The 12,112-nt window shown below is 72.9% G+C and carries 9 protein-coding genes; 3 read left to right on the top strand and 6 right to left on the bottom strand.

All coding sequences use genetic code 11. From position 1 onward, the window contains the following. The first annotated feature begins 2 nt into the window (after positions 1 to 2). Entirely contained in the window at positions 3 to 1,268 is a 1,266-nt protein-coding gene (locus LOK46_RS23415) for a glycosyltransferase family 4 protein (RefSeq protein WP_273560778.1), read from the top strand. A gap of 164 nt (positions 1,269 to 1,432) precedes the next feature. Next, positions 1,433 to 1,609 carry a hypothetical protein gene (locus tag LOK46_RS23410; RefSeq protein WP_273560777.1) on the top strand — a complete coding sequence of 59 codons (177 nt, stop codon included), beginning with the start codon at positions 1,433 to 1,435 and terminating at the stop codon, positions 1,607 to 1,609. 30 nt (positions 1,610 to 1,639) lie between these two features. Here LOK46_RS23410 and LOK46_RS23405 read toward each other — a convergent pair whose 3' ends face one another. From LOK46_RS23405 to LOK46_RS23385, 5 genes are all read right to left on the bottom strand, one after another. Continuing rightward, a complete protein-coding gene (locus LOK46_RS23405; RefSeq protein WP_273560776.1) occupies positions 1,640 to 4,123 on the bottom strand; it encodes a putative bifunctional diguanylate cyclase/phosphodiesterase in 2,484 nt (827 codons plus the stop codon). A gap of 94 nt (positions 4,124 to 4,217) precedes the next feature. Further along, positions 4,218 to 5,900, bottom strand: a complete 1,683-nt coding sequence (locus LOK46_RS23400) for an acyl-CoA dehydrogenase family protein (protein ID WP_273560775.1) — start codon at positions 5,898 to 5,900, stop codon at positions 4,218 to 4,220. A gap of 232 nt (positions 5,901 to 6,132) precedes the next feature. After that, positions 6,133 to 6,339 carry a hypothetical protein gene (locus LOK46_RS23395; protein WP_273560774.1) on the bottom strand — a complete coding sequence of 69 codons (207 nt, stop codon included), beginning with the start codon at positions 6,337 to 6,339 and terminating at the stop codon, positions 6,133 to 6,135. A 119-nt stretch (positions 6,340 to 6,458) separates the two neighbouring features. Next, positions 6,459 to 8,009, bottom strand: coding sequence for an FAD-dependent oxidoreductase (locus LOK46_RS23390; protein WP_273560773.1), 1,551 nt, complete (start codon positions 8,007 to 8,009; stop codon positions 6,459 to 6,461). A gap of 149 nt (positions 8,010 to 8,158) precedes the next feature. Beyond that, positions 8,159 to 9,043 carry a DMT family transporter gene (locus LOK46_RS23385; protein ID WP_443192840.1) on the bottom strand — a complete coding sequence of 295 codons (885 nt, stop codon included), beginning with the start codon at positions 9,041 to 9,043 and terminating at the stop codon, positions 8,159 to 8,161. A gap of 275 nt (positions 9,044 to 9,318) precedes the next feature. Here LOK46_RS23385 and LOK46_RS23380 point away from each other — a divergent pair, with 275 nt between their 5' ends. Then, on the top strand, positions 9,319 to 10,206 hold the full coding sequence (locus tag LOK46_RS23380) for a YihY/virulence factor BrkB family protein (RefSeq protein ID WP_273560771.1): 888 nt from the start codon (positions 9,319 to 9,321) through the stop codon (positions 10,204 to 10,206). A 43-nt stretch (positions 10,207 to 10,249) separates the two neighbouring features. Here the strand turns inward: LOK46_RS23380 and LOK46_RS23375 are convergent, their stop codons facing one another. After that, the gene (locus tag LOK46_RS23375; RefSeq protein WP_273560770.1) at positions 10,250 to 12,025 is read right to left on the bottom strand and encodes a glucan ABC transporter ATP-binding protein/ permease; all 1,776 of its coding nucleotides are present in this window, start codon (positions 12,023 to 12,025) and stop codon (positions 10,250 to 10,252) included. Positions 12,026 to 12,112 lie beyond the last annotated feature (87 nt).

The following is a 12,112-nucleotide window of genomic DNA, read 5'->3' as shown; positions in this document are numbered from 1 at the left end:
ACGTGCACGTCGTCCTCGTCGCAGACCACGCCGCGATCAACGGCGGCCAGGCCAAGGTCGCCATCGAATCCGCCCTGGGGCTGGCCGCCCGGGGGGTCCGCGTCAGCCTGTTCGCCGCGGTCGGCCCGGTGGATCCGCGGCTGGAGCCGGCCGGCGTCCGGGTGGTCTGCCTGGACCAAGACGACGTCACCACGGCGCGCAGCAAGCTCGCCTTCGCGGTCCAGGCGATCTGGAACGGGCCGGCCTGCCGCGCCCTGGCGGCGGAACTCGCCGCCTGCGATCCCCGCGACACGCTGGTCCACGTCCACGCCTTCGCCAAGGCGCTGTCGCCGTCGATCGGCACGGCGCTCCGGGCCTCGGGGCTGCCCTGCCTCTACACGATGCACGAGTTCTTCCTCGTCTGCCCGACCGGCGGCTTCTACGCCTACCCGGCGCAGCGGATCTGCCACCGCACCCCGATGTCGCCCGCCTGCATCGTGGCGCATTGCGACGCGCGCAGCTACCCGCGCAAGGTGGCCCGGATGGTCCGCCACGCCGGCCTCGCACACGTGGCCCGGCTGCCGGAGCTGTTCGCCCACGTCATCACGATCAGCGACCTGCAGGAGAGCGTGGTGCGGCCGCTTCTGCCCGGCGGCACCGCCTTCCACCGGGTCGACAACCCGATCGCGGTGGCGCGGGCGCCGGTTCACGACGGGCCGCCGGGCGACTTCCTGTTCGTCGGGCGGATCTCCACCGAGAAGGGCGCGCCGATCTTCGCCGAGGCGGCCCGGCGGGCGGGGGTGCGGGCGGCCTTCGTGGGCGACGGCCCCGAGCGGGCCGAGCTCGCGGCGCGCTATCCCGAGGCGGTGATGCTCGGCTGGCGCGACGCCGCGGCCGTGCAGGCGCTGATGCGGCGGACCCGCGCGCTGGTCTTCCCGAGCGTCTGGTACGAGGGCCAGCCGCTCACCGTCTACGAAGCGCTGGCCTGCGGGGCGCCGGTGATCGTCAGCGACGCCTGCGCGGGCCGCGAGGCGGTGGCCGACAGCGAGACCGGGTTCTGGTTCCGCTCGGGCGACCCGGACGACCTCGCCGCGCACCTGCGCCGCCTGACCGACGACGGCCTCGCCGCCCGGATGGGCCGGGCCGCCCACGACCGCTACTGGGCCGCGCCCCTGACCCTGGACGCCCATCTCGACCGGCTCGAGGCCGTCTACGGGACGGTCATGCGCGAGTCCGCGGCCCGCGCGCCGGTCCACGGTCCGCTCGCGCGGCCGCTCGCGACCGCCTGAGACCCGGACCGGTCGCGCGTCGGCACCCCGCCCTCGGCCGGCGCGAACCGCACCCCGAGCCGCCAGATCGACGCGCGTCCCCGAAAGATCGGAAACACCCGCCCTCCCTCGCGTTGATGCGCACCGGCACCCTTGCGTGCCTCCGTCACGGACGAGCGAGCGACATGGCCGAGACCGACAAGCCGAACGAGACCAAGCCGGGCTTCCAGCAGGGCAGCGCCAAGCCGGGCGACGCCAAGAACCCCGACAACAAGCAGGAGAAGCTGAACGAGCGCCTGGACGACGCCCTGGAGGAGACCTTCCCGTCGAGCGACCCGGTCTCGGTGAAGATCACCAAGTAGGCCCGCCGTGCCGGCATGGGCCGGGCGGGATCAGGCCGCCCGGTCGTCCGGCACCGCCTCCCGCCCGCGGTCGATCAGGCGGCGGGCCTCGGGCCCCGGGACCGCGCGGCTGAACAAGAAGCCCTGCACCTCGTCGTAGCCCTCCGCGCGGAGCATCGCGAGCTGCTCGGCGGTCTCGACGCCCTCGGCGGTGGTGGCGATGCCGAGGCTGGTGCCCAGGCTCGCCACCGCGCGCACGATCGCCGTGCAGTGGGTGTTCTCGCCGACCTGGCTCACGAAGGAGCGGTCGAGCTTGATCTTGTCGAACGGGAAGCTGCGCAGGTAGCTGAGGCTGGAATAGCCGGTCCCGAAATCGTCCATGGCGATCCGGATCCCCATGTCCCGCAGCGCGTGCAGGGTCGCGAGATTGGCGGTGCTGTCGGCGAGCAGGACCGATTCGGTGATCTCCAGCTCGAGGCGCCGCGGATCGAGCCCCGTGGCGGCGAGCGTGCCGCGCACGGTCTCGACCAAGTTGCGGTTGCGAAACTGGATCGGCGACAAGTTCACGGCGAGCCGGATCGTCTCCGGCCACGTCGCCGCCTCGGCGAAGGCGGTCTGCATCACCCAGGCGCCGATCGGCACGATCAGGCCGGTCTCCTCGGCGAGCGGCACGAACTCGGCCGGCGAGACCGGGCCGTGCTCCGGGTGGTGCCAGCGCAGCAGCGCCTCGAAGGCCAGGATCCGGCCGGCGCGGGCATCCATGAGCGGCTGGTAGACCAGCGAGAACTGGCCGCGCGCGAAGGCCTCGCGCAGCTCGTTCTCGCGCCGCCGCCGCGCCTGCACCCAGGCATCCATCTCCGGCTCGAAGCACCGGAAGGTTCCGCCGCCCTCGGCCTTCGCCCGGTACAGGGCGAGGTCGGCGTTCTTCATCAGCGTCTCGGGATCGGTGCCGTCCCGGGGCAGGCAGGCGACGCCGATGCTGGTCCCGATGTGGCAATCCTGGTCCTCCAGGCGGAAGGGCCGGCCGAGCTCGGCGATCACCCGGGCGATCAGCCCGTCGGCCAGCGCCGGGAGATCCATCGCGCGCACCAGGATGGCGAACTCGTCGCCGCCGAGACGGGCCACGAGGTCGTCCTTGCGCAGGCAGCCGGCGATCCGCTCGGCCGCCTCGCGCAGCAGCGCGTCGCCGACCGGGTGGCCCAGCGTGTCGTTGACGATCTTGAACTTGTCGAGGTCGAGGCAGAGCAGCACCGCCTCCTCGCCGTCCCGGGCGTGGCGGGTGATCGCCTCGGCGAGGCGATCCCGGAACAGCACGCGGTTCGGCAGCCCGGTGAGCGCGTCGTGGTGGGCCATGTGGGCGATGCGGGCCTCGGCCCGGCGCCGCTCGGTCATGTCGATGGCGGCCTCGAGCACGGCCTGCCGCCCCTCGAACGGCATCGCCCTCTGGAACAGCGAGACCTCGATCGCGGAGCCGTCGGCGCGGCGGTGGAGCGAGCCGGCGGCGGAGGGCGGGCCGAGCCCGGTCGCCTCCCCGGCCGCGACGGCGAGGTCGGCCGGCGCCCGGCTCAGGAACTGCTCGCGGCTGTAGCCGTAATGGGCGACGGCCGCGTCGTTCACCGCCAGGAAGCGGTCGCGCGCGTCGGCCACGACCCACATCGGCACCGGGTTGTTCTCGAACAGGAGCCGGAACGAGTCCTCCCGGGCCTTGATGTCGCCGACATCCGTCATGGTGACCGAGAGGAGGTCGCCGACGCAGCCCGCCTCGACCTTGAGGTAGAGCGTGCCGCCGTCGGACCGGGGACGGCTCAGCTCGAAGGCCGAGCGCCCGCCCCGCTCGACCATGGCGGCGAGCGTCGCGATCGTCCGCGCGGTGACCGCCCCGGGGAAGAGCTGGCCCACGCGCTGCCATTGCAGGGCGGCGGCGGGGCGCTCCAGCAGGCGCTCGGCACCGCGGTTGAGGGCGACGATCTTGAAATCGACCGGGCGGCCCGCGGCGTCCCGGATCGTGCTGAGGGCCAGGATGCCCTGGTCGGTGGCGGTGAACATCGCCTGGACCAGCTCGGTCCGGACGCTCGCCCCGTCGAGCCCGATCAGCACGAACGGCTCGCCCCAGCGGTTGCCCAGGGGCACGCCGACGAGCCGGGTGGAGGTCACGACGCCGGCGGCGAGGCGATCGCACCGGCCGTAGGCGGGCTGGGCGGAAGCGAGGGCGGCCGCGACCATCTCGTCGACGGGCTCGCGCAGCTCGATCGGGAGCGCGTCGACCGGAAGGGTCTCGGCCGACGGGCCCTCCGCGCTGTCCGCGAGCCAGGCACCGAAGGCCTGGCCCGCCCAGAGGATCCGGGCGGCCCGCCCGTCGCGGGTCGTCACCAGGGCGGCCCGGTCGGCCAGCCGACCGAGGCTCCCCAGCACGACGGCCTCGTAGGACGGGATCGGCGCCCCCGGCGTCCGGCAATCCTGCCAGTGCCGGAGGAGGTTCTTGCCCGTCTGTCCGTCGTCGTGCTGCGCGCTCACCGAGCCGCCCCAGTTGTTCACCGGGCGCCAGGAAGCAGGGACTTCGTTTAAGCCGGGTTCATGTGCCGACTTATAATCCCATGATACGTACTGTTCCCCAGTTTTAGCCAGGCTTTCAGGCGGATTCGAGCAGCCGGCGGGCGATGACCTGGGCCTGGATCTCCGCGGCGCCCTCGAAGATCGAGAGGATGCGCGCGTCGCAGAGGATCCGGCTCACCGGGTACTCGAGCGCGAAACCGTTGCCGCCGTGGATCTGGAGGGCGTTGTCGGCCGCCGCCCAGGCGACGCGGGCGCCGAGCAGCTTCGCCATCCCGGCCTCCAGGTCGCAGCGCTTGCCCTCGTCCTTCTCGCGGGCCGAGAAGTAGGTGAGCTGGCGGGCGATGTTGATCTCCACCGCCATCATGGCGAGCTTGTCGGCCACACGCGGGAAGTTCACCAGCGCCTTGCCGAACTGGACCCGCTCCTCGGCGTAGCGCAGGCCGACGTCGAGGGCCGACTGGGCGACGCCGATGGCGCGCGCCGCGGTCTGGATGCGGGCCGACTCGAAGGTCTGCATCAGCTGGGCGAAGCCTTTGCCCTCGACCTCGCCGAGCAGGTTGCCGCCCGGCACCTCGAAGCCCTCGAAGGCCAGCTCGTACTCCTTCATGCCGCGGTAGCCGAGCACCTCGATCTCGCCGCCCGACAGGCCCTGGACCGGGAACGGATCCTCATCCGTCCCGCGCGGCTTCTCGGCGATCAGCATGGAGAGGCCCTTGTGGCCCTTCTCCTCGGGCTTGGTGCGGACGAGCACCGTCATGATGTCGGCGCGGACCGGGTGGGTGATCCAGGTCTTGTTGCCGGTGATCTTCCACGTCTCGCCGTCCTTGACGGCCCGGGTGCGCAAGCTGGCCAGATCCGAGCCGGTGTTCGGCTCGGTGAAGACGGCCGTCGGCAGGATGTCGCCGCTGGCGATCTTCGGCAGGAAGCGCTGCTTCTGCTCCTCGGTGCCGCCGCACAGGATCAGCTCGGCGGCGATCTCCGAGCGGGTACCGAGCGAGCCGACGCCGATATAGGCGCGGGACAGCTCCTCCGAGACCACGCACATGGCGGTCTTGGGCAGGCCCATGCCGCCGTACTCCTCCGGGATCGTCAGGCCGAAGACGCCGAGCTCGGCCATCTTGGTCACGATCTCCATCGGGATATAGGCGTTCTTCAGGTGCCACTCGTGCGCCTGGTCGACCACCTCGGCCTTGCCGAAGCGGCGCATCTCGGAGCGGATCGCCTCCATGTCCTCGTCGAGGCCCGAGGCGCCGACGGTCGCCGAGCCGCCGCCGTCGCGCATCAGCGCCACCAGGGCGGCGCGGTTCTCGGGCGTGTTGCCCTCGGCGATCAGGGTCTCGACCGCGTCGGTGCGGTACTGGGCCACCTCCTTGGCGGACAGGCCGAGCGACCCGGTGACGCGGACCATCTCGCCCTGGCTCATCGGGATGCCGGAGAACAGCTGGTCGAGATACTCGCCGGCGCCGATCCGGACGAGGAGCGCCTCGGTCTCGCCGAACCGGCCCTCTGCCTGGAGGCGCTCGGCGTAGCCGCCGAGCTCGTTCACCGCCTCCGCGTAGGTCGCGAGCCACGCGAGCCCGTGGGCGGCGTGCTGCTGGCCCTCGAGCTTGGCCGCGTCGATCCGCCCGTCCGTCCCGAGGATCCGCGTGCGGACCCGGCGCGTGGCCTCGGCGGCCAGCGCCTTCGCGCTCTCACCGGCGGCCTTGGTGAGGGACACGAGGTCCTGTGGCTCGGTCTGGATGGCGGGGGATGCGGACATGGTTCTCTGCTCGCGTGGCGTCTTCTTGGATCGGGTCTTTTAACCTGCCGCGGTCCGGAGCCGAAGCAGATTTCGTTTGTCTCGCCTTGAACTGAAGTTGAATACCGGGATCGGCGGGCCGGGGCGCGGCCCTGCGAAGTCGAGGCCGGACCGGCGCGGCGACGCGCGACGGTCCGGACACTGATGATCGTGCCTCCGGCCTGCTGAAACCTGCTCGCCGGACGGCCTCGGCTCAGCGCCTCTGCTCGCAACGCGTCTTCAGATAGGCCCCGTCCTCGCCCTTGAAGCCGGCATTGGCCGCCAGGACCGGGCCTTGGACGAGGCATTCCTGGAGCGTGTGGGCCGGGCCGGTGACCACGTCGATGGCGGTCTCGCGCGAGCAGTCCGGGGCCTGGACGGAGGCGGCGCAGATGAGGGCGACGACGATGATCTGGTTCATGGGGCCTCCCGTGCGGGCCCGGCTCTCGAGACGGCGGGCGGCGTCTACCGAAAGATGGGCCGCAGGACCTTGTTCCATCGACCCGGCTGCCCCGATGTCACGCCGATCTCGCCGCGACGTCACACCAGCGCGGCGAGGTCGGCGCCGGACTCGATCGCGTCGGGGCTGGGCACGCGTCCCTCGCCCAGCAGGTGGAGGAACGCCGTGAAGGCCGGGTTGCGGCCGATGCTGCAGGCGGCCACCGCGCGGCCGTCGCGGACGTAGTAGGCGATGAAGTCGAGCGCCGCCGGGTCGCCCCGCAGGATGATCCGCTCGAAATCCGGCGCGTAGCCGCCGTAATCCAGGCGCTTGTCGCCCTGGTTGCTCCAGAAGAACGGCGCGCCCGCGAAGGCGCCGGTGGCACCGAGCATCGCCCGGGCGACGTGCGTCCCGTGCTGCTGCGCCAGCCGCCAGTGCTCGATCCGCGCCGTGACGCCGCTGCCGCGCTCCGGGAACGCCGCGATGTCGCCCGCGACCCAGACGTTGTCGGCGAGCTTCAGGTCGGCGCCGACCGGGAGGCCGCCGGTCTCGTCGGGCTCCACCCCGGCGACGATCCCGGTCTCCGGCGCGGCGCCGGCGCCGATCAGCACGAGGTCGGCCGGGAACCGCGCGCCGTCCCCGGTCTCGACGGCCTCGACCGCCCCGGCGCCGGCGATCCGCGCGACCGTGCCGGTCACGAAGGTCACCCCGTTGCCGGCGTGGTAGCGCTTCAGCGCCGCGCCCACCGCCTCGCCGAACCGCTTGGCGAAGGGGATCTCTTCCCGGGACAGGACCGTGACCGACAGGCCGCGCTTGGTCAGGAAGGCCGCCGCCTCCAGGCCGATGAAGCCCGCGCCGATCACCACCACGCGCGCCGCCCGTTCCGCCGCGGCGCTGAGCCGCACCGCGTCGTCGAGGCTGCGCAGGGTCATCACGCCGTCGAGATTTCCTCCCGCGAAGTCCGGCACTACGGCGCGGCTGCCGGTGGCGATCAGCAGCGCGTCGCCGGTGAGCGTGCGCCCGTCCGCCAGCGCGACGCTGCGGTCGGCCGGGTCGATCCGCGTCGCCTCGGCCTCGACCCGCTCGACCCGGTGGGCGGCGGCGAAGTCCGGCTCCAGCAGGGTCTTCTCCGCCGGGGTCGGCTTGGCCAGGAACTGCTTGGACAGCTTGGTCCGGTCGTAGGGCGGGTGGCCCTCACGGCCGACCATCGTGATCGTCCCCGCGAAGCCGTCGCGCCGGAGCGTGGTGACGCAGGCCACGGCCGCCGCGCCGGTGCCGACGATCAGGACCGTCCCGACAGGGGCCTCGGCCCGCCGCGCCGGGACCGGCTCGGGGGTCAGCGTCGCCACCGCCTCGCCGCCCTCGATCCGGACGGGATAGCGAGTCAGCGCCTCCAGCGCCGGCGGCTCCTCCAGGGCGCCGTCGGCGACCGCGAAGGCCGCCTTGTGCCAGGGGCAGTAGAGCCGGCCGCCGCAGATCTCGCCCTTGGCGAGGGGCGCCCCGAGATGCGGGCATTTCGCCTGGAAGGCGCGCACCCCGTCGGCGTCGCGCACGAACAGCACCGCGTCCTCCCCCGCCTTGCCCTCGGCCTTGCCGCCGAGGGGGATCGCGTCGAGGGCGAGGCGGATCTCGCGGGGCTCGTCCTGGTTCATGCTCGCCTCGCGCGGTGCCGGCCCGGGCCGACCCGGCCCGCGCGCACCAAACCGCGAGGGCACGAAGGGTTTCCGCGCCTTCCGTCGCAGGGGCGACGGACTCGGCCGCGACTTCGGCGGCGGCTTCGGCGGCGACTTCGGCGGCGGCTTCAGCCGCGGCTCGCCACCGCCACGCCGAGGGCGGCGAGCGCCATGCCGGCGCCCTGCACCGGGGTCAGCACCTCGCCGAACAGCAGGTAGCCGAGCACGGCGGCGACCGGCGGAACGAGGAAGAACAGGGCGGCGACGCCCGCCACCGCCCCCCGCCGGATCAGCACCAGCAGCAGCAGGATCCCCGCGACCGAGTTGACCAGGACCGCCCAGCCGAGGCCGAGCCACAGGGCCGGCGCCGGGTCGAACGCGGTGCCGCCGAAGGCGAGCGCCAGCGGGATGGCGCAGGCCATACCGCCGACGAACTGGAGGGTCGCGCCGGCCAGGAGATCGACCCGGCCGCCGGTGCGCTTCTGCCAGAGCGTGCCGAGGGTCAGCGCCAGCACCCCCAGGAGGCTGACGGCCAGCGCCGCCGGCGGGATCCCGGACGGGTCCGTGGCGCCGAGCTTCGGGGCGAGCACCAGGCCCGTGCCGACGAAGCCCATGAGGATCCCGAGGGCCCGCCGGCCGCTGACCCGCTCGCCCAGCAGCGGCTGCGCCAGGAGCGCGGTGAGCAGCGGCTGGAGGCTGCCGACGAGCGCCGCGATGCCGGCCGGCAGCCCGTGGCTCACCGCCCAGAAGACGCCCGACAGGTAGACCCCCTGCATCAGGAAGCCCGCGATGACCGGGTCGCGCCACCCCGCCCGGTCCCCCGGCCAGCGCACCCGGGAGGCCGCGGCGATCAGGGCCAGGACCAGGGCCACGGCCGTGAAGCGGACGGCCGTGAAGGCGAGCGGATCGACGTGCGGCACCACCGCCCGGGCCGAGATGAAACCCGTGGCCCAGATCGGGATGAACAGCGCCGGGAGGGCGCCGGACGCGAGCGTCGACGGGCGTGAGAGCATCGGCATGGCCGCCGGACGGAGCACGCCGGCGCGCCCGGCGCAACGGTGATCTCGCCGGCCGGGCGGGGGGCGGCCGGGGCGCGGCCACGACGGGCGCCGGCGTGGCGCGGACGCGTCACCGGCCGCCGATCGGGACCGGAGCGCGCCGGCGGCGTTGACGCGCGGGTGCCGGCGCCGTTCATCGGCGGGCCTCTCTCCGGGAGGAGCGCCCCGAGGATCGCGCGATCGAGGATCGTTGGACACCCGTGAAACCTCTCCGCAGCGGATTACAGGTCATGGGCGTCGCCGCGCAGCGCTTCGTCTCCCATGACGGCTGGGCGATCGCGAGCCACATCGCGCTCTCGAGCCTGACCTCGCTGTTCCCGTTCCTGATCCTGCTGGCGGCGCTCGCCGGCCTGTTCGGCACCCAGTCGCTCGCCGACGAGGCCGGGGTGCTGATCTTCGACGCGTGGCCGCGGGAGATCGCCAAGCCGATCGTCGGCGAGGTCCACCGAGTGCTCACCGAGCAGCGCAGCGGCGTGCTGACGCTCGGCGCGCTGTTCGCCCTGTACTTCTCCTCCTCGGGTGTCGAGAGCCTGCGGGTCGGGCTGAACCGGGCCTACGGCCTGCGCGAGAGCCGGCCCTGGTGGCTGACGCGCCTCGAATCGATCGGCTACGTGATCTGCGGCGCCTTCGCGATGCTGGCCTTCGCGCTGCTCGTGGTGCTGGGGCCGCTGATCTGGCGCAACGTCGTCCTGGTGGCGCCGGGCCTGGAGCCCCTGAGCCTCACGGTGGCGATCGGGCGGATCGCCGTCACGGCCCTGCTGCTCGCCGTCGTGCTGGTCATCGCCCACAAGTTCGTCGCGGCCGGGCGGCGCTCGATCCTGTCGGTGCTGCCGGGGATCGGGGTGACCCTGCTCCTGTGGTTCTTCGCCGGCCTCGGCTTCGGCTACTACCTGGACCGGTTCTCCAACGCCTACGCGTCGACCTACGGGGGGCTGGCCACCGCGATGGTGTTCCTGGTCTTCCTCTACTGGCTCGCCGCCATGTTCCTGTTCGGCGGCGAGATCAACGGCACGGTGATCGCCGCCCGCCGCACCCGCCTGCAGGCGAAGATGCTGGCGCGCCGGGCCGAGATGGAGGGCAGGCGGGCGGGAACGGGCGCCCCGGGACCGGGCGCCTGAGGCCTCTCGGCCCCGGCCACTAGGCGGTGCGCCCGGCGGCGGCTCACGCCGCCAGCGCCAGCCCCTCGTCCTCCTCCGCCTGGGCCGCCATGAACTGCGCCCGGGCGAGCTCGGCGAAGCGGCCGCCCTCGGCCACCAGCTGGTCGAAGGTGCCGGCCTCGACGATCCGGCCCTCGTGGAACACCAGGATCCGGTCGGCGTCGCGGATCGTCGCGAGGCGGTGGGCGATCACGAAGGTGGTCCGCCCCTCCATCACGGTCTCCAGCGCGCCCTGGAGCTTGCGCTCGGTGGCGGCGTCCAGCGCCGAGGTCGCCTCGTCGAGGATCAGGATCGGCGGGTTCTTCAGGAGCGCCCGGGCGATCGAGAGCCGCTGGCGCTCGCCGCCCGAGAGCGACCGGCCGCGCTCGCCGATCACCGTGTCGAGCCCGTCGGCCTGGCGCGCCATGAAGGCGCTGGCCTGGGCGCGCTCCAGCGCGTCGAGCATCTCGGCGTCGGTGGCGTCGGGGCAGCCGACCTGCAGGTTCTCGCGGATCGAGCGGGCGAACAGCATCGGCTCCTGGAACACCACGCCGATGTTGTGGCGCAGCGAGGCGAGGCCGACGTCGCGGATGTCCATGCCGTCGATCCGGATCGCGCCGGAGGCCGGGTCGAAGCTGCGGTGCAGGAGGCCGAGCGTCGTCGACTTGCCCGAGCCGGTGGTGCCGACCAGCGCGATCGTCTCGCCGGGCTTGGCGGTGAACGAGACGCCGTCGAGCGCTTGGCGCCGGCCGTCGTACGAGAAGGCGACGTCGTCGAAGGTGACCGCGCCCTCGAAGCGGGCGACCTGCCGGGCGTGCGGCCGGTCGGCCACCGCCGGGACGGTGTCGTAGATCTCGAAGAACTCGGCGATCTTCGGCGCCTGCTGGAACAGGCCGTTGACGAAGCCGACCACGTGGTCGAGCCGGGCCACGAAGGCGGTGGCGAGGCTCATGAAGGCCACGACCTCGCCCACCGTGGTGGTGCCGGCCTGGTAGAGCCAGATGCCGGTGACGAAGATCGCCGTCATGGTGATGGTCGCCGACGCCCGGGTCGCTACGTTGGCCAGCGCCCACCAGGACAGGACCGGGATCTGCGCGGCGAGCAGGTTGGTGATGATGCCGCGCATCGCCTCCTTCTCGGCCTTGGCGCGGGTGAAGGACTGGATCACCGCGACGTTGCCGAGCGCGTCCGAGGCGTGGGCGGCCAGCCCCGAGTTGAACGCCTCGACCTGGCCCTGCAGCGTCTCGGTCCGGCGCATCACGAAGGTGGTGAGCGCCGTGAAGGCCAGCACCAGCACCACCAGGATCGAGCCGAGCTGCCAGTTGATGAACAGGGTCATCGGCAGGAGCACGCCGAGCGAGACCAGGGCGACGAGGTGGTCGCGGAAGAAGCCGAGCCACAGCCACGCCATGCCGTTCGTGCCCTCCAGCATCGCCTTCAGGACGCGGCCGGAATGGTTGGCCGAGTGGAAGGCGAGCGGCAGGTCGAGGACGTGCTCGAAGTAGCTCGCCATCGACGACAGGCGGTTGCGGTGCGCCAGCCGGTCGGCGTGGAGCGCGATGAACACGCCCGCCGCGATGGTGAAGAAGCCGAACGCCACCCAGGCGGCGAGCAGGGGCAGCATCGTGCCCATGGCGTCGCCGCCGCGCTTGAGGTGGGTCAGCTGGTCGATGATCCGGCCCATCAGCAGCGGTTCGGCGAAGGCCGCCACCGCCAGGACGACGTTGGTGGTGGCCAGGCCTATGGCCAGCCGCCGCTCCGCCTTCAGGAATCCCAGGACCCGCCCGTACAGACGAACCATCGTACCGCTCCGCCACCCCTGGCGCGGCCCGTGTGACCCGGGTCTCACGCCTTCACCGACGAGGTCCGCTCGGCCGGCATGAGTGCC

This window comes from Methylobacterium sp. NMS14P, from assembly GCF_028583545.1.
GTDB lineage: Bacteria > Pseudomonadota > Alphaproteobacteria > Rhizobiales > Beijerinckiaceae > Methylobacterium.
This window is presented reverse-complemented; position numbering and strand designations above follow the sequence as displayed.